Genomic DNA, 19,730 nt, shown 5'->3' with positions numbered 1-19,730 from the left:
TTTATAGTATCAAATTAAAATTTACAAAGGATTTCCTAAATATTCCCAGGTCACTTCCTGCCCTTGAATTCTACCCTCGGCAGTACAGGTATTAGTTCCGAAAAACCATTTAAACCCTTGGGTAACCTGCCCTTGTGTTAAATGAATAACACCTAATACGGAAGCCGGCTGAGCCGAAACTCCCGACCCTCTATACAAATAAGAATAGGTAGCTAAATTCGGAGCCTGTATATAAGGGCTTACATTAAAAGGCTGACTGGGACTAGGAGCCATTAGTTGAACTATCTTCACCGAAAACATATAATAACCGGCCTGAGGAGCAGTAAAACCTCCTGCCGCTGTTATTAAAGTACTGCTTCTTTGATTTAAATTAAATACCCCGTTAGTAACACCAACACATGTCTCTACCGTAGTCTTTCTTCCTACCGCCACAATTCTGGGAATTTCATTGGAAATAAATTTCTCCCTGGTGGTAAGAGCTTTCCATTGGGTGCCGTCGAATTTATACAGTGTATCTTTCTGTATGGCTGTGATGCCTGTTCCTGAGTTTTGTACAGCATAAACCATTAATCCTTTGGCGGGATTGGGTATCGTTGCAATATCTGTTGTGGACAGTAATGCTATTCTTGGTAAGAGCAGTCCTTTGTTTGAAGCATCCAAATCCAACAGGGCAGATGGATGAGGATTCGAAGTTCCGACTCCGACCTGACCATGTATTGTAATTCCTGCAATGCATGCACAAAAAAAATGCAGTGTAATTTTCCTCATGAATTTTGTTAGTTTTTTTATTTTCTTGAGTGCTCCGGCTGAGCAGATTCACAATTATTCAGAATTTTAATAAATAGTATCTGTATAATAATTTATGATGTCGTAAAGGTATTGGGTTTAAAGAGGTTTGTGAAATATAAGCTGTACCTAATGCTCTGTATATCTATAGAACAATCTCTATAGAATTTTGGAGCATTCCGGAATAGAATAGTTTGGATCATACCAATAAAAAAGCTATAATACCACTTGATACTATAGCTTTCATTAGTAAAAACAGCAGATCTCTTACTGACCTTGACTAATCTTTATTTAAATTATTTCTCGCCCTTTCGGAGCTTTAATTAAAAATAAAATTTCAATGCAGGTTTTGATAAACTTTTGAAAGTTCGACTATATTGTTCACCTTAAGTTTTTCAAAAATCTTTTTCTTGAACGTACTGATCGTATTGATCTGTATTCCCAGAATATTCGAGATTTCCAGATTTCCGTTTCCTTTAGCTAAAAGTTCAAAAACCTGATATTCGCGGGAGGTAAGTTTTTTTATGCTGTTGGATATATCGACATCTTTAACAATGAAAGGAATAAGATCAGGCGGATAAAAGTAGCCCGTTTGCAAAATGGTTTTTACCGCTTTTTCTATATCGTCTTCGCCGCCGCGTTTATTAAGGTATCCTTCTGCCCCTTTCCGGATATACTGCAACGCAATATCCTGATCGTAAGCCGAAAAAATTAAAATTTTAACATCGGACTGAATGGCTTTCAGCTCAGGAATCATTTCCGTAAATCTGCTTCCGGGCATATCGATATCTAAAAGTATCAAGTCATAACGATTGGCCTGCAGAGACTCTTTCACATGCCCATATTCCGCGGAAGAATCTATCGTAAGATTCGGGTAGGCCGACCGCAGAATGGCTGCCGTCCCCGTACGTACCACATAGTGATCATCTGCTATTAAAATTCTTTTATTCATCTATATTATTTTTTATGTCTATTGTAATGGTGGTTCCCTTAGGTTCATTGTTGGAAAAAGCTATTTCGGCCTTAATTTTTTTAATTAAATAAATAACCATATGAAGCCCCAATCCATAATTCTTAAACCTGATAATATCATCGTCACTTGAAGTTTTATACAGTTCGTTGTAATAGGTAAGCTGCTCCGGCGACATTCCGTTTCCGGTGTCGGAAATTTTTATCGTTATTTTCCCTGCTTTATTGTTGGCAGAGAGATTGATTTTCCCGGTTGTTGTGTATTTTACAGCGTTATCGATGAGATTGTGAACAATACAAGACATCGTATTTTTATTGATTTTACAATATACCTCGTTCCCTTCTTCAATATGTATGATGTTGTTTTTTTCTTTGCTTATTTCCTGAAACAGCTTTTTCTTTAAGTTAAATATTTCATTAATACAATATTCATCATTTTCAAAGATATTTTTATCTCTGAACAAATCGCTGTATTGCTTTAAATGCATCGTGAAATTATAAAGCTCTTCCGAAGACTGATGAATGCTGTCGAAATACTCCTTCTGAAGATCCGTCTCATCAACTTCTATTAATTTTTGGGAAAGCATTGCAATAAATTTCACGGGGGTAGAAATATCATGGCTAATGGCTTCTATAAACCTTTTCTGATAATCGGATTCTTTCTGCATGTCATTTTTTACCGTTTCCAAATGCTCTGACGTTTCTTTCAGTTCTGTACTGATGGAAGAAACCGTTTTTTTCAGTGCTTTATTTTTTGTCTGCAAAAATCTCGTTCTCGTATGGATAATGCCCGTAAGTCCCAATATCAATAAGAACAGCAAAGCTATTTTGAACGCGTTGGTCTGATAAAAAAGCGGTTTAATCTCAAATGAAACAGTTCTGTATTCATAATCTCCGTTGGAAGAAACCTGGATTCTGAACTTCAAAATATAATAACCGGGACCGAGATTGTTTATGATATATTTTCTTTCATTATTAATTTTAATCCTTTCCCAATCCGGATTTTCACCTTCTGTTTTTGCTTCTATCCTTAAGTTGCATGAATTGGAATAGTAAGGAATATCGATAAAAATATCTGCGGTTTTATAATCATTTTCAAGAACAAGATGCCTGTCGAAGCGGATAATGTCTGCATTATTGATTCTGGCTCTTTCTATATAAATATTTTTCCTGTCCGGATAATACACCGGAATTTTTTTCGGATCAAAAAACACGAAACCTTCTATCGAGGGAAATACAAAATCCCCGTTTTCCAGAGAATACGCTTCCGGCATGGAACCACCGTTGAACTCGTTGGTCGACAGCCCTTCAGTTTTAGTAAAACGATAATAAAACACAGACGTTTTTGGATTATCGGCATATTGTAAAAGCTGTTTTCTGGCTACCTTAAACAAACCGTTGTTGGAAGAAATCCAGTAATAGTCCTGCCTATCATCAACTATATAATGTGCCGTGTGCAAATACATTTCCTGATCCAGAGGCATTTTGATGAGTTTATTATTTTTAAACAGGAAAAAACCGTCTTTATTGGTCGTTACCCAAGTTTGTCCGTCCCGGGTTTGGAAGACATTTTTCACATTAATTCCCTTCGCTATCAACTTTATTTTGTTGTGCTTCAGCGATGCCGTATATAATCCGTTGCTGCATCCTATCAATACATCATCATTATATTTTAAAAATGAATTTACAAATCCTGTAAACCTAAAATTGTAATCCGCTTTTTTAAAATCTTCATTCTGAAAAATATGCAGATAAGAATACACAAGATCTGTTGTGGAAATGGCATATAAATTTGAGCTTTTAAAAAAGCTTTTCAGCCCCGTAAAAGAAATTGTATCGCTTTTCCGATATCCGGAATTTTTGAATCTCCTGATAATTGTGTTGTCATTTTTGTATAAAATATTTCCTGATTTATCATAAAACATAAAATATTTTTCATTAAGTCCAAAATGATGATCCTGTACCAAACCATACTTATTAACCTCATATCCCAAAGGATCAATAACAGAGTTTTTGCTGAACGGAAGGGAAGAATTGCTTACATCATCCACAAAAGGAATTTTTTTGCGGGCAGTATAAAACTGGGTCAACTGAACAATATTTAAGCCTTTGATCGTACTTCCAAGATACAGTCTGTTGAAATCTTCATCATAAAACAAAGAAGTAAAAAGCTGGTTTCCAAAATTTTCATACTGAACCAGAAATTTAAAATGCAGTTCATTATTATATTTCTGAACAAGGTAAATACGGTCATTATTAACAATAAATGTCTGATTGGTAAGCTGCTGCCAATATATTTTGGATTCGGGAGCATTTAAAAGTGACGGTTTATCGATGGGTGTGACCTCACCTTTGTAAATACGATAGGTTTTTCTTTTTTCAGGATCTGTCATGAAAAGAGTTTCTCCATCGAAGAAGACATTATAGACCTCAGAAATATGAATGGGAACTTTTTTTTGCTTTTCCTTTTTATCCGTATATCCAATCTCATCATTATAAAAAGTATATTCTCCGGATGATATTTTTATAAGATATTTTGTCTTGGAATAATATTTAGATTCTATTTCATTTTTTGTAATTCTTTTTAGAAAATTGTCTTTTTCTTTAATGAAAATTCCGTCAGAATTGTCCTTGGGAATGACTTCAATTTTTTTATTTCTGATAAGAACTTTATTCTCCTCATAATTGTTATACACGATTATACTATCATTCCGGACATCGCCATAGAAATTCCTAAAATGTAAATTGGTTATCGGTAACTTATTAAAAACTGTAAAACTTAATCCGTCGTACTGCACGAGTCCGGCATCGGTAGACAGCCATATAAAACCATATTTGTCTTTTACAATATCTTTAATGCTATTCTGGGGAAGGCCATTATCTGTGGTGTACCAGGAAGAAATATATTGCCCGTGAGATTTTAGAAAAACAAATAAAAAAATATTCAGTAAAAAACTTTTCGTACAACATATTTTGAATCTCATCACTTATATTAAGTAACAAAATTAATCATTATTACAAAGCACTATGAAATTAATTCTACCCTTTATAGAATAACGGGTTCTTTCTTATTTTAAAATTAATATAAGATATTATTTCATTATAATTTTTGGTGAAAACACAGCCTGCCTTTTGACAGCAGACTGGTATAAAAACAGGAAGAAAAGTATGCTAAAACCGTGTAAGGACTATTTGATACCCTCTCGTTACATTTCCGTTATTGATAACGTTTATAGTACCTACAGCGGGCATTGTCAAGGTATAATTTAAGGCAGTCGGATTTCCTCCGTCGGCGCATCCTACAACATCCGTCCATGCAGTTGTGATCGTATATCTGCTGATCTGAGTAAACTTGGGTGATTTGTCCGTATTTCCACTTCCCTGATTTCCTCCCAAACCGTTGATCGAGAATAAGCTGCTGGCAGAACTGTTAATGACATAATATTCCGCAACCGTTGCATTACCACAGCCATCCCCAACGATGACCACTGCTTTATAAAAGCTTCCATCCGGTATTCCGGTAATCAAGGTGGCAGTGGCTCCACTTGCGACATTGCCGGCAAATGATGAAAGAACGGCTCCATATGCCGCTGAAGGAGAGGCCTTCACCAAAACTCCGTTGGAATCGGTATAAACAGGAGTTACAGCGTTTGTGCCCGCGACCATATCCATGGTTCTTATTCTCCCCCGACCTACAATATCCAGCATTTCAGTAGGTAAGGTCGTTCCTACACCTACCCTTCCCGTTGATGTTACAACAACATCATTTGCTTGCTCAGCAATAGTAGGAACTCCCACAGCCGGATTATCTTTAGCCCCATCAACATGGAATGTACCCTGTGGGTTTGAGTTGCTGATACCTACTTGAGCGTGAATTAATAAAAAGATACCTGATGCTATGAACATCAATATCGAAACATTTTTTCTCATAATTTTATTGTTTTTTTAATTATTTTTTTTCAGATATGTTTTTTAAATAACGATTTAACTATTTGTATTTTAACACCTTATATTACTCTCAAATTTTCTTTGACTGTATGGCTAGATCTCTCCTTCTAAAACCGAAGAAGAGCCATAACCAATACTGAGCTAACAAAAATTTGTGTCCTTAGAAGCGTCATAAAAAATATTATTCCGGTAGGGAATCCCGCAATAATAAAGTATAACACAAAGGTATCCAGATTATATAACCTACTGATATACAACCTGTACGAATATATCTTGTTATTTATAGAACAAGTTCTATGATATTATAGTGTTTTTAATGTATGACTAATGTTATAGGACGTGGTATTATTAGATTATTCGAACCATCTTATAATGACGTTAGGTTTAAAAATGGTAAATAGAGAGGAATAAGAAAGACAAGAATATATCTATTAATTGGAAACATAAAAAACTGTGTATACAAATTAAAAAAGTCCCTACACTGGGGCAATTTGTGACCGAAGAAGTACAAAACTCAAATTTTTTACCAGAAGATTTAAATCGTTTATGTGCTCTTAATGAAACATTTATCAAATTTTATTGATGGTAAAAAGTTCATTGTACACTTAATAAGTAAACTACAACAGTTATGTAATGTGAATGCCCACTTACTTATTTAGGCTATGATAATGTACAGCAATGCAATAGGTTTATGCAACAAAACAAACAATTATGATCAACAAATTAAAACACTTCACATTAGGAGTATCATTGTTATTTATTTTCGCTTGTCAGAATAATGATAGCATTAGTACAGATTCTCCCCGTATAGAAAACACAGCGCATGCTGCAACAGCAAAAGTTACCGTTGACAATCCGTATGAATTGGCAGGAATAAGGCACAACGCATTTTTAGACTATCTAAAGACCCAACCAAATGCGGTTAATGTAGACCAGATCGTAGATTTATCTATTAATTTTTCAAACCAAAATAATTTTCACCCTTTAACTTATGTTACCAAAAATGAAATAATTGCTTCGGTAAATCCTTCTGTTACTCAACCGTTTATGGTATCATTAGATAATCTTTACAGCCAGGGAAAAATATCAAGTGTCGTTTATGCTCAACTACAGAATTTGGGAAATATTTTAAATAATGTAAACGAACAGGATGGAATAGATGGTTTAGTTCAAAATATTGAGAACCTAGAACAGACTTGCTTACTTTTAGATTTAAATGATACAGATAAACCAGTCCTTTTATCGGTCTTATCAGTGGCGAAATATAGTTCTCACTATTGGCGTACAATATATTTTCCAACACAGGGAGCATCAAAAATTGGTGCATTCTTAAAAGCTTTGCTAAATGTTGCAGCTGTCATAGGTGCTGATGCTATAGGAGCAGCTGCCGGCGCAGCGATTGGAGCGGGAGTTGCAGCAGTCACTGCTGGTGTAACGGCACCCATAGTTGTTCCGGGGATGGCAGTAGCAGTTGCCGGTGCAGCATCTGGACTCATAGCCAAAGATCCTCCAGTTAAATAAATCATTTGGCCACATACTTTATATTATAAATCCTTCGCATGACGAAGGATTTTTTTATTGAATAGATGATAGCAGAAAATCTAAACTGATACTGGTATTATAGCTTAAAAACAACAAATAAATCGTTTAGCATTTTCAGAGTTATGAGTTATTGCTTCAATATAGATAAATACGTAAATAAGGACTCTGCTGAAGCTGGGGTAGACGCATTATTTGATACCAGATAGCTTAAATGATTACCAATTATGGAAATTTGGTCGCCAGCATTTAAATAATAATTAATTGATGCATTAGCGGTTCCACTACCAGGTGCGTTACCATTTACCAGGCCTCCGGTTATAACCACTGCGGTTGATGCCTGTGCTACTGTAATACCATTCACTCTTATCAGAACGTGTTGATGAGGTGTACGAATGCCTCCTGCATAACTGGCGGCGGTGCTATAGCCCGCACTGATGCTATACCAGCCTTGCATACTCGCCGGTACAGTAAAAATACTGCCATTCCAGGCTGTAGCAAAATTATTAGTAGTTACCACCCAATCATTAATGACCTGAGCCCCGGTAATTACCTGTGTTCCTGCTGATTTGGCAAATAACCCAATGGGTCCGCTTGGATTACGGATAGCAGTCCAGCTTCCATTGGAATATGTAAATTCCTGTGCTAATCCTGGCAAAATTGAAAAACTATTCAATACACCAGGCTGCGAAGTGGCATTTACTATTATCAATCTTGCTCCGGCTATTATTGCTGTAGTTCCATCAGAAGTTGTTGGGCCAGTAATTGTAAAAGCTGAAGAAGGCGTTCCTGTTAGCCGATATTGCGAAAAAGACAGATCGGGAATTACAACTGTGGCTCCATTGACTGTTATAGGCGATCCTTCTCGGTAGGTTACACCACCATTTATATCCAGTTTTGTAGTAGGCAAAGCGGTATCTATACCAATATTACCGGTTTGAGCATGGGTAATCATAATTCCTGCAAAAGCAAGCATGAATAGAATTTTCTTTATCATAAGAATAAATTTTTTTAAGGGAGGATACATTTGTGGTTGTTATAAAGAGCCTTAGTCTTGATAACTTAAACTTGTGTTTTTTAGAAGCGCTATAAAATGGTATTTCCATGCGGAATCCAATAAAAATTATTTACTATAAAGATATTTAATTAGTAAAACTTGCTAAAATATAACCTGTATGATTATTTCTACCACCCTATAAAATTATTTCTACAAACATGCACAATATATCATCGGAATATGTAAACGGAATCTCTAAATATTTCAAAATTAACATATTGATATACAACCACATGCAGACACAAAAAAAGAGACAACTATAAAAGTTTGTCTCTTTATGTGACCGCAGAAGGATTCGAACCCTCACTGTCGGAGCCGAAATCCGAAGTTCTATCCATTAAACTATGCAGCCGGTTTTTGGGTTGAAGTGTTTGAGAGTAAATGTTTAAAAAAATCTCAAACTCTCCCACTCTCAGACACTAAAACGTAATCTTCACCCCTCCTAAAACCTGCGCACCAAGAACTTTATATCCTTTGTACGTCTGATATTTTGAGCTTAGAAGATTATTTCCGAGCGCGAAAATACTGAAATTTTTGTGAATTTTATACTCTGCCGAAAGATTTAAATCTGCATAACCGCCTACTTTATCATTGGTATCCTCCGTAGACTGATACATCATCGGGCTTCCAACTCCCTCAATCATAAATGAATTCGTAGTTCTGTCACTTGCAAAAATCCCTTTGAAACCTAGCAATAATTTTTGATCAAGCATCGTATATTTTGCTCCGATAGTTGCCGTAACCAATGGAACATTATAAATATCTTCGTAGTTTTTTAAGTCAAATTTCGTGAACTTCACTTCCCCATCCAAAACAAGGTTAGCCAACGGGAAATATTGTAAACTTCCTTTGATATCGCCCACATTTCCGTCGTCATATACTGCAGAAAAAGTATTTGCAAAGTTGTATGCAGAGCGGTTTAGCGTATAATCTGTATCAAAAATGCTGTTGGCTTTAAAGAACATAATATCCTTCATTTTTCCGTATCCTGCAGAAACATCATATTTAAACATTTCATCGATATCTCCTCTTAAACCTACATAAAAATGATATTTCGTTTCAGTCGGCTTCAAATACTGATCTGAAAGAATAAACGGATTCTGCTGCAATAAGTCTGCGTAGGTATTCAATTTTAAACCTCCGTCAACACCCCCATAAAACTTAAATTCTTTTGCCGCCGCATACTGAAATTCCGCCTGTGGGAACCAATAGGTTTTATTGTTTTTCATTTGTTCAGCCATCAGATCATTCTGATTTTTCGAATTCAGGAACGAGAAAGATGAACCCAACATCAGGTAAGATTCCCCTTTTCTGAACGTCACTTTCGGAGCTAAACTGGTATTAACAAAATTAGAATTATTTTTATCTCTGATTGCAAATTCACTCTTCACAGCTTCCAAGCCTACTCCTAAATCTGCATTTAAATTAATCCCTGATTTTCCGATTTCAACGGCATGTTTAGATAAATTAGCCAATATCGAAACCTGATTTTCCTGAGCATCAAAATGATCTTTTAAAAATGAAGATTTTACCCTTACATCATTTAAAATTTCATTAGAATAAAAATCGTAATAACCATTTACTTTAAACTGATTAATCCTCTGATCCAGATCAACATCACCTGGTTCTAAAGCATAAATCCCATAATAGTTATAACTGTTTAAGCCGTATTCCGCATTTAAGTTAAATTTTCCTTTATCTCCGTAAGAATTAAGAAAAGCGCCCAATGTTGTCGAACTTTGCTTAGAATCCCATGCATATTCTTTTTTCAGACCCTGAGTCGAAAGAAAATGCGCATCTACCCCAACTTCAATCTTATTTTCCAGCGTTTTTGAAATATTGGCATCCCCCAGGATTTTACCGTAATTCCCCATTCCGAACTGGATATAGTTGTTCTGAGCCGATCCTTCAAATTTCGGCGTTACATCCTGCCCCTGAATGGTAGAAGTTTTGAAATCAGAAACCGCAGGAACGTCTGTAATCGTGTATTTTACAGGGTTCTGGGATTTCTCTTCCGGTGGATAATTTTTTATGGTTTCCACAGAAGTTTTCTTTTTTTCGATCTTTTTTACTTCCGGTTCTCTTTTTTTATTAAGAATCAGTTTTTCTTCTTTGATCTGGGAAAACGCTACTGACGAGACCCCTAAAAATATGATTGGAAGAATATATTTCATCATAATTTATCGATATTTAAAATGCAGCAGCCTCAACATTAAGCTCAAAATCCTGCTGCCTTTTTACTACTTTTACTTTTTAATCTGTTTTTTAACCTCTTTCGCTTCAGCAACAATCTCAGGGAAATCCTTGTAATTTTCAATGATCTGGTCGCATGTATAACTTGCCTGGTAATTGTCTTTTAAGCCAATATAATTTTTCGCCATCAAAACGAGCGCTTTTGCCCCCCAATATTCTTCGGAAGAGTAATTATTAGCCAGCTTAAAGATCGTTTCATTCGAAGATTTAAAGGCTTTTCCTTTGTTTTGATAGAAGGCTTTTGCATATAATGCTTCTGCCGCAACCGCCGTGTTAGAAGACTTTTCAAGAGAAGCATATGCCGTTTGTGCATCTTTATCCTTCCCTGAATTCATCAGGCTTCTGGCTTTGATCACTTTTGCCGTTTCAATCACTGCTGCAGAGTTTTTGTTGTTGGCAATCACCGCATCGGCCAGCTTTTCAGCTTCCGAGAAGTTCTTTTCGTCACCGTAAATCTTCATTAATTCTACATTTGCGTAGTTTTTAATATTTACATTCGATGAATTTTTGATATTTTCCAGGTACTTTTTCGCTTCATTATTATCACCCTGAGCCACATAAATCTGTGCCAGACGGGTTTGTGCATCATCCTGATAGTCGTTGGCAAGATTGGCAACCTCCATCAAAACCAACAAAGCTTTTGTCGTATTCTTGGTCTGATAATAACTTTCCCCCAATTCATATTTCGCCTGGTAAAGCCCTTCTCCCGTTGGGTTTTGAGTTAAATATTTTTCGTAATAAGAAATGGCATTTTTGTAATCTTTCTTCGCGAAATATTGTTTTGCTGTAGAAAGGTTGATTTCATCGATTTCGGAAGCATCCACATTTACGCCGATACTTTTCGCAAAGCTTTCATAGCCTGCTACATCACCATTTTTCGTGAAGATCGGTTTTGCAGCCTGAACGATTTTCTCTGCATAAATCGAGTTTTTATAATGCTCACCCAAAGCTTTTAGCTCAGATAAAGCTTTATCACTCTGATTCTGATCGATATAATTCTGAGCTCTGTAGATCGAAGCATTGGCCACCAAGTCGCTATCGGACGAAGTTTTAATTACTTTATTAAAGAAATCGTTCGAATTGGCAAAATCATCCTGAGCTGCGTAAGCCGTACCAATTTCGTACTGGGCATCGTCGTAATAATCAGATCCCGGATATTTTGATAAAAGATTTTTAAGGTTGGTGATCTTCGCCTGAGTATCTCCTTTAAAGCCTAAAGCCATTCCTTTTTGGTATAAAGTATAATCGGTGGCGTCTTCATTTTTATCATAGATCGCGATCGCTTCGTTCAGATTATTGTTGGCATAATTGATGTCTGCCAGACGAAGTTCTGCATCATTTTTAAACTCCGGTTTCGGATTGGTTAAATATTGCTTAAAATAAGTTTCCGCCTGATCGAATTTTTTAGATTTAAAATAGGCATATCCCAAATCATAAGGCAATTGCTGCTTTTCAGGGAAATTTTCGTTAAGCAGTTTTTCATAACGGGCGATCGCGGAAGGGTAATTTCCTTTCTGGTAATACACCTGTCCAAGCCAATATAAAGCCCTGTTATTAAATTCTTTATTAATATTAAATCCTAAACTTCTCAGGAAATACTGTTCTGCTTCATCATAATTTCCTTTATTAAATTCCTCAGTTCCCAATAAATAAGAAACTTCCTGATCTACCTTATTGATCTCCGGAGTCGAGTCCTGAAGCTTATCAATGGCATTCAACGTTTCTTTATAATTCCCTGAATATAAATAAGATTTCACCAAAAGCGATCTCATTTCAGATGCATTCGGATCATTCTGATTTTCATTAATATAATTTTGAATTACCGTCGAAGCACTTTCAAACGGGTTACCAATGTCGTAGCTTAACTTCGCATACTGTTCATGTGCCAGTTTTTTAACCTTCGCATCATAATCCATCTGGTAAGACGAACGGAAAGCCGAAAGAGCTTCCTGCTTCTTATCCACCGCCAAATAAGCATTTCCAAGCTGATAGTAAGCATTTTGAGCTAAAGCGGAATTGCTGTTTAACAATTGGTTATAATAAGAAACCGCTTCATCATATTTTTTAAGCTGTGCTGCCACAAATCCCATCTCATAAAGGTCATTTTCAGACGGATTTTGCTGAACACTTAAGTAATCTTTTAAGTGAGGATAAGCAGAATCATAATCACCTTTCATGAAATAACTTTCACCGATAATCTTGTGAACTTCTGCTTTATAAGCATCGGAAATATCTTCGTTAAGCAAAGCTGTACCTTCAGATATTGCCTTGTCATAATCCTTATCATTATAATACATCTGAACATAATAAGGACGCACCAGCTTCGAATATTTCGGCTGATCTTTTACAGAATCAAAATACTGGAAAGCCTTGTCGTTCTGACGGTTGGAGTAATACAAATGTCCCAGCATATAAGCAATATCCCCTTTTTGAGACTCGTCGGCAGTTTTGTAAGCTTCTTCCAGTGCATCTGTAGCGCCTTTTGAATCTCCCATCATGAACTTGGCATATCCTAATTTCAGGATGTATTGTGTATTTTCTTCTTTTGAAAGCTGGTATTGATTAACCTTTTTCAAAGTTTCCAATGCTTTTGGGAAATCTTTTTTAGCCAAATAATAATCCGCCAACGGTAAATTCGCCTGGGCAAAATAAGCAGAATTCGGATATTCTTTCATGAAAGCAGTCAATCCTTCCTCCGCATGATTTTTCTGAAGAATCACCCCGATCACATTATCAAAAAACTGCGCCGCTTCTTTTCTCGATCTCGACAAATTCTGATTATAGAAGTATTGTCGGGCATACTCGTACTGGGAAGCATTGTATATTTTGGTCTGATATAGATTTTCGGCCAGATTGAACCTGTAGTTTTCCTTTTGTGTAAAGTATTGAGACTGTTGAGCATCGGAAATTCCGAAATACAACACGGCAGTCGCTAAGAGTATTTTTTTTGAGTTCATTAATTTCAAATTTTAAAATGTGTAAGCCAAAAAAAACGGGCTGAATATTTTAAATTTAAGCATGGATTTTATCCACAATTTATCAACGAAAATATTGAAAAGATATTGTATAAACAAGTGTTTTAACATATTGTTAATTTGTGGATTATTTTTTAATACTTCTTAACTTTTTCATAAGAAACCTTAAGAAAATTTAAATTATTTCAGATAAATAATTACATTTGCTTTTTTCAAATCAAATATAGAATTGAATGAGTCAACTTTTTAGGAGAAAAATCTATTCAGATTCAGATACATCTACTCATCTTTTGAGGGTTTTAGGTGTTTGGGACATTGTATTTTTTGGTATTGCGGCGATTATTGGTGCAGGGAGTTTCAGCAGTTTGGGGGAAGCCGTTTTCAGAGGAGGTCCCGGGGTTATCTTACTATATTTGATCTGCGGTTTTGCCTGCGGTTTTACGGCACTTTGCTATGCAGAATTTGCGAGCAGAATTCCTACGGCGGGTTCCGCTTACACGTATGCTTATGCCAGTTTCGGGGAATTAATTGCCTGGATCATCGGCTGGGCGCTTATTATGGAATATTCTTTCGGAAATATTTATGTGGCTTTCTCATGGTCGGATTATTTCACCAGTTTTCTGGAAAGGCTGGGAATGCACATTCCTGACTATCTAACCTGCAGCTATACCGAGGCCAGAAAGGCATTTATGAATGGTTCTGAAAACACAGAACTGCTTAACGCCTGGAAAAATGCTCCTTTAATCGGGAATTTAAAATTCATTGTTGATATTCCTGCTTTGGTTATCAATGGGTTAATTACCTGGTTATGTTATGTAGGAGTTAAAGAAAGTAAAAACTTCAATAATGCTTTGGTTATCTTAAAATTAGCCGTTATCGTATTGGTAATTTTGGTTGGTTTTGCTTATATTAATACTGATAACTGGACACCGGTTAACCCGCAAACTCATGTGACTTCTTTCATGCCGAATGGCTTTTCGGGAGTGATGAGTGCCGTGTCCGGAGTTTTCTTTGCCTACATAGGTTTTGATGCGTTGAGTGTACTGTCTGAAGAAACAAAAGATCCGCAGAAAACACTACCGAAAGGGATGATTCTTTCATTGGTTTTATGTACTTTCATTTATATTGCTTTAACCTTGGTATTAACCGGAATGGTTGATTACAGAAAGTTCGACGGTGTAGGAGATCCTTTATCATTCATTTTTGAAAAAACAAATGCCAATGTTGCGTGGATGGAACTTGTAGTTTCTTTTGTCGCGATTGTGGCGATTACAACCGTATTATTGGTTTTCCAGATGGGACAGCCGAGAATCTGGTACGCGATGAGCCGTGACGGATTAATGCCTCAGAAATTCCAAACCGTGCATCCTAAGTATAAAACACCGTCATTTGCAACGATTATCACAGGTATTGTCGTGGGAATTCCGATTTTATTTACTGATAAAACATTCATCTTAGACTTTACAAGTATCGGGACGATCTTCGCGTTTGTATTGGTTTGTGCAGGAGTTTTAATGCTTCCTGCGAAAGAAAAAATCAAAGGCAGATTCCACCTTCCTTATATAAATGGGAAGATTATTTTCCCTGTTATTTTCATTGGGACATTAATCGTTTTCTATATTTTCGAACCGCAGTTTTTCCAAGACCTAATGGACTGGAAAGATCCAAAAGAAGGCGAATTCAGAGCTTCTATATTCTTTTTTATCCTGATTAATTTAGTTCTTTGTGTGTTCACTTTTATTAAAAACTTTTCATTAATTCCTTTAATCGGGTTAAGTTCATGCTTATATCTTTTAACAGGAATGAGCCACGAAAACTGGTTCTGGTTCGGACTTTGGTTTGCCATTGGTCTTGTGATCTATTTCTGCTACGGCTATAGAAACAGTAAACTCAGAAGAGCTTAAATTTGGTTAAATTTCGATCAACTTTAATAAGTAAAATATAACTGAAAAGGCAAAATTGTAACATCGCAATTTTGCCTTTTGTTTTTTAATAAAAATTGGCGAACTTATTGCTTTAGATTTTTTAAACTTAAACTAAAGCACCATGTCTGAAAGAATAAAAACGTTCAAAGAATTTTATCAGTTTTACCTTACGGAGCACAGTAAAATGGGTACCCGTATTTTCCATTTTACAGGAACTTTGCTTGTCTTTGTTGTGATAGGTTATGTTATCAGTTCAGGAAAAGAAAGATTTCTATGGTATATCCCGATTTTCGGTTATGGCTTTGCGTGGTTCAGTCATGCGCTGATTGAAAAGAACAAACCCGCTACCTTCAAATATCCGATCTGGTCATTGATCTCGGATTTTAGACTGTTTTTTGAACTGTTGATCGGGAAACAGAAGTTCAGGGGAATTTCGGTGAAGAAGCCGGTGGAATAATTTTTTTCCTGTGTTTAAAATGAGGTTAAAAATTAGATTAAAATAATGGTTAAATATACTGTTGAGATCCTTTAGGATGACAAACTTTGTGTGTTTGTTACTGAATTTCCACAGCGTTTGTCATCCTAAAGGATCTCAATCATGCTTAAAATAAAACAGTTTCGGCGGGTTTGCTTTGCAAACCCGCCGAAACTTTCAATAATATAGTTTTCTAATAGATTATTTTAACTACCCCATCTTTTTGCTTTCACAAAAACCACCCTTTCAGAGAAGGGGAATTTTCACATAGCTAATACTAACTTCTAATTATTTAAACTTTTTCTTAAAGCTAAATTTAAGTCGGTTCATCAATCCCGGTTCAATAATATCAATTCCGAGTCCGAAATTGCTGTCGGCCACGGTATGATGATTGGTCCTGAAATTTTCAAACTCACTTTGCGGAATTTCAAGATTCGTCAGAGGATTATATTCAATAAAAACAGAAGCTCCGTTTTTCGTAATTTTCTTTCGGCTTGTGAAATCAAAGTACGGGTTTTTGATCGTACTTTCCTGCGCCGTATATTTTTCTTCCGTATCGATTTTCTGATCTGTGTAAAGGTTAATTTCATACTTCTCCCTGTCGAAATTATGCCAGAAAGGAAGATCTTTATGCATATAATCTCTTGCACTCGCTTTTACCACATTTCTGTCAAAATACATCAGAAAACGGTTGTTTTTAGGATCTGTATAATACGGATTTTCGATGGTTGATTTGTACTGTATCTTAAACTCATTCAGCTGCTTATCATCACTAACAATGTCTATGGAAGCATCTTTAAAGATATTTCTGATATCGGTTCCGTTTCTGTCCCCGGAATAATTCAGGCTATAAAAAAGGAAATTATTCCAGCTGTCGACCACTTCCCTTTTGTTCGTATTTTTAAAATATCGTCGCATGGCATTGGCTCTGTTTCCTTTATAAACTGTTGTCAAAACCAATTTTCCGGTAGTATCCTGAACATTAAAATCGACTTTTTCATCGATGCAGTAATAAGGAAACTTATATGATTTTCTTTCCTTCAATTCCTGGTTCGGTTTTACTTCAAGATAATGCATAAAGTAGATAAATCCGCGGTTTTCAAGCAATCCGAATTCATCACGAATCGTAGCATCTATAAAATATTCTTCTCCTTTATGATTAATTTTAACAATTACATGATTAAAAGTAAGCAGCGAAGGCAGGTAATATTTAATATAAAAATCTGTATGAAAATTCACCAAAACAATTGAAGAATCTACCCCGATATAATCCAGAATAACCTTTAATAGAACAGATTTCGCTTTACAATCTCCCTGTTTGTTTTCGTAAGTAATTGCCGGCTCCTGCGGTTTGTGACCGTTCATTTCATCTGCATTGAAGATGTAATAAATATTATTCTGAACATATTCAATCGCAAATTGAATTTTTTCGTCTAAATCTGAAATCGCCTCTAATTTTTCAACCAAATTCGGTGCATATTCTGGCAAGAAAGCCTTATTGAAAATCTCTTCGTAGATAGGTGCAATATAATTTGAGAGGTCTTTCCAGTTGGTATCTGTCGCAAAATCTATATAAGGAAAAATTTCACGATTGGCGTCTACAGGGTTAATATAATTCTTTTCTTCAAAAACAAATTTTTCGCCTTTCTGCAGGTAATTAATCTCAGGTTCCAGTACATTTCCGTTTTCATCCCGGAAGAATGTTTTTTTGTAGGCAATCGTTTGCTCACGATCATTTATAAAAGTAAATCTAAAACTTCCGTAAGCCCAATAATTGTCCGGACTTACCCAAACATACTTTGAAAATTCTTTCCTAAGAAAATCACGATCTGTAAAAGCTTTTACTCTGGAATCTTCCAAAATCAAAATATCATACAGTCTTAAATCTTTAATGGTAATATTAATTTTTTTATTGCTGCTCAGAATTCCACCACTGCTTTGGTTTTCGCTGTCTAACACCTTTACCTTCATATCCGGAATTTTATCAATTAAAACTCCATCTCTTAAAACACTGATTCTATGAATATTGTACACTTCATTTTCTTCCACCACAATATCCATCACAGAAGCTCTTTCAAGGTTTGAAGGTTCATTGAGCGTGTAAGCCATGCAGACATACTCGTTGTTTTCCGTATTGCTTGTATAATATTTTTTGTCTAAAAAGTAGCAATAATCACGGCCTTCATCGATCTGTCTTTTTGCAAAATCGGAATCTTTTATCCTTTCTATAAGTTCATGATCCTCAATATATCCTGCCCATGGCGAAAACTTTTCAACTTTATAATTTTCCGTCTCTACTTGATTATCCATATTATTTTTATTATTAATGTTTTATTTGGTGAAAAATTGGGAGGTCAAATTAATTAATTATAAACTAAAAAACAAGAGTAAAACTACGACTATCAACAACCGGGTTCGGCACAATAATTGGTCGTTAAGCTAAAAATCAAGATTATGAAAACTATTATAACTGCTGTGAAATCGGCATTTCCGGTATTGGCAGTATTTGCATTGACTCAATGTAAAGCTCCTGCAAATGCATCCAACGGAAACGAAAAAACTTTAATTGTTGGTCCCCAAACCGCAGACTGCACCGGAGTAGCTCCTATGAAATGTCTTCAGGTAAAGGAAAAACCTACAGAAAACTGGACAAATTTCTACAGCAACATCGAAGGTTTCACCTACGAACCGGGCTATGAATATGTCTTGCAAGTGAAAACCGAAAAAATTGAAAATCCGCCTGCAGATGGATCTTCAATCAAATACACCTTAGTAAAACAAGTTTCAAAAACTAAGAAATAAAACAAAAACTCCCGAAAATTCCGGGAGTTTTTTATCGATTAATGTTCATGTTCTTTCGGTGGCGGAGGATATTTTCCTTTGGTCATTTCTCCCACTGTATTGGCTGTAGTCATCGCAGCTACGAGATCGTTCAGCATTCCGCTGGCGGCCGTCGGTGAGTTGGGTAATAAAACCAAGTTGCTTCTGTTATTAGCTCCCACCGAATGCAGTGTGTCATAATGTTGCGTCACCACGATCAAAGCAGAGGCTTCGTGGGAATTGATGTCTACATTATTCAGCATTCTTACAGATTCTTCAAGACCTTTGGCAATTTCCCTTCTTTGGTCTGCAATCCCCTGTCCCTGCAGTTTTTTAGATTCCGCTTCTGCTTTTGCAACGGCTACAATCCTGATTCTCTGTGCTTCAGATTCATATTCTGCGGCAGTTTTTTCTCTTTCTGCCGCGTTGATCCTGTTCATGGCATGTTTCACCTGCTCATCCGGATCGATATCCGTTACCAGAGCTTTAATGATATCATAGCCGTAACTTTGCATAGCTTCCTGAAGCTCGGCTTTCACGGCAATTGCAATGTCATCTTTTTTAAGGAAAACATCATCCAGCTTCAATTTCGGAACTTCCGCTCTTACGACATCAAAAACGTAAGAGGTGATCTGATCATGCGGACTTTCCAGTCGGTAATAAGCATCTCCCACCTGTGTCCTGATCACCTGAAACTGAACGGAAATTTTCATTTTCACGAAAACATTATCCAGCGTTTTGGTGTCAATCATCACATCCAACTGCTGAATTCTAAGATTCATTCTTTTTGAAATTCTATCTAAATAAGGGATTTTCAACTGTAACCCGGCATGACGGACGGAGTGAAACTTTCCTAAACGCTCCACAATGGCCGCCGTTTCCTGCTTTACCGTAAAAAAGGATGCAAACAGCGTCACCAATCCGATGAAAATAATGATTCCTAAATAAGCCATAATATGTTTTGTTATTGAGTTCTAAGGTTC

Annotated in this window: 13 protein-coding genes and 1 tRNA gene; 4 read left to right on the top strand and 10 right to left on the bottom strand. The window is 36.1% G+C overall.

Annotated elements, in window-relative coordinates; translation table 11 throughout:
• Positions 1-21: 21 nt before the first annotated feature.
• From BMX24_RS04875 to BMX24_RS04860, 4 genes are all read right to left on the bottom strand, one after another.
• Positions 22-768, bottom strand: coding sequence for a hypothetical protein (locus BMX24_RS04875; protein ID WP_089790932.1), 747 nt, complete (start codon positions 766-768; stop codon positions 22-24).
• A gap of 355 nt (positions 769-1,123) precedes the next feature.
• A complete protein-coding gene (locus tag BMX24_RS04870) occupies positions 1,124-1,738 on the bottom strand; it encodes a response regulator transcription factor (protein WP_089790931.1) in 615 nt (204 codons plus the stop codon).
• Complete coding sequence (locus tag BMX24_RS04865; RefSeq protein ID WP_089790930.1) at positions 1,731-4,739, bottom strand: sensor histidine kinase; 3,009 nt, start codon at positions 4,737-4,739, stop codon at positions 1,731-1,733. Before BMX24_RS04865 ends, BMX24_RS04870 begins: the two co-directional genes overlap by 8 nt.
• 187 nt (positions 4,740-4,926) lie before the next feature.
• Positions 4,927-5,685, bottom strand: a complete 759-nt coding sequence (locus BMX24_RS04860; RefSeq protein ID WP_089790929.1) for a hypothetical protein — start codon at positions 5,683-5,685, stop codon at positions 4,927-4,929.
• Between the two features lie 729 nt (positions 5,686-6,414).
• Here BMX24_RS04860 and BMX24_RS04855 point away from each other — a divergent pair.
• The gene (locus tag BMX24_RS04855; protein ID WP_089790928.1) at positions 6,415-7,224 is read left to right on the top strand and encodes a hypothetical protein; all 810 of its coding nucleotides are present in this window, start codon (positions 6,415-6,417) and stop codon (positions 7,222-7,224) included.
• A gap of 148 nt (positions 7,225-7,372) precedes the next feature.
• Here the strand turns inward: BMX24_RS04855 and BMX24_RS04850 are convergent, their stop codons facing one another.
• The 4 genes from BMX24_RS04850 to BMX24_RS04835 form a co-directional block, all read right to left on the bottom strand.
• Positions 7,373-8,239 (bottom strand): hypothetical protein, encoded by an 867-nt coding sequence (locus tag BMX24_RS04850; protein ID WP_139176736.1) that lies wholly within the window; start codon positions 8,237-8,239, stop codon positions 7,373-7,375.
• A 340-nt stretch (positions 8,240-8,579) separates the two neighbouring features.
• Positions 8,580-8,651, bottom strand: a tRNA-Arg gene (locus BMX24_RS04845).
• A gap of 67 nt (positions 8,652-8,718) precedes the next feature.
• Positions 8,719-10,476 (bottom strand): TonB-dependent receptor, encoded by a 1,758-nt coding sequence (locus tag BMX24_RS04840; RefSeq protein WP_089790926.1) that lies wholly within the window; start codon positions 10,474-10,476, stop codon positions 8,719-8,721.
• A gap of 69 nt (positions 10,477-10,545) precedes the next feature.
• Entirely contained in the window at positions 10,546-13,509 is a 2,964-nt protein-coding gene (locus BMX24_RS04835) for a tetratricopeptide repeat protein (RefSeq protein WP_089790925.1), read from the bottom strand.
• Between the two features lie 251 nt (positions 13,510-13,760).
• Between BMX24_RS04835 and BMX24_RS04830 the strand changes: the two genes are divergently transcribed.
• Both BMX24_RS04830 and BMX24_RS04825 read left to right on the top strand, forming a co-directional pair.
• A complete protein-coding gene (locus tag BMX24_RS04830; RefSeq protein WP_089790924.1) occupies positions 13,761-15,431 on the top strand; it encodes an APC family permease in 1,671 nt (556 codons plus the stop codon).
• 142 nt (positions 15,432-15,573) lie between these two features.
• Entirely contained in the window at positions 15,574-15,909 is a 336-nt protein-coding gene (locus BMX24_RS04825) for an Mpo1-like protein (protein WP_089790923.1), read from the top strand.
• Positions 15,910-16,215: 306 nt separating this feature from the next.
• On the opposite strand, the gene BMX24_RS04820 is transcribed toward BMX24_RS04825, so the two are convergent.
• Positions 16,216-18,237: a DUF3857 domain-containing protein gene (locus BMX24_RS04820; protein ID WP_089790922.1), complete on the bottom strand. Its 2,022-nt coding sequence runs from the start codon at positions 18,235-18,237 to the stop codon at positions 16,216-16,218.
• A 144-nt stretch (positions 18,238-18,381) separates the two neighbouring features.
• On the opposite strand from BMX24_RS04820, the gene BMX24_RS04815 reads away from it, so the two are divergent.
• The gene (locus tag BMX24_RS04815; RefSeq protein WP_089790921.1) at positions 18,382-18,729 is read left to right on the top strand and encodes a DUF4377 domain-containing protein; all 348 of its coding nucleotides are present in this window, start codon (positions 18,382-18,384) and stop codon (positions 18,727-18,729) included.
• A gap of 38 nt (positions 18,730-18,767) precedes the next feature.
• Here the strand turns inward: BMX24_RS04815 and BMX24_RS04810 are convergent, their stop codons facing one another.
• Complete coding sequence (locus BMX24_RS04810; RefSeq protein WP_089790920.1) at positions 18,768-19,700, bottom strand: SPFH domain-containing protein; 933 nt, start codon at positions 19,698-19,700, stop codon at positions 18,768-18,770.
• Positions 19,701-19,730: the final 30 nt, after the last annotated feature.

Source organism: Chryseobacterium wanjuense, assembly GCF_900111495.1.
GTDB classification, from domain to species: domain Bacteria; phylum Bacteroidota; class Bacteroidia; order Flavobacteriales; family Weeksellaceae; genus Chryseobacterium; species Chryseobacterium wanjuense.
This window is presented reverse-complemented; position numbering and strand designations above follow the sequence as displayed.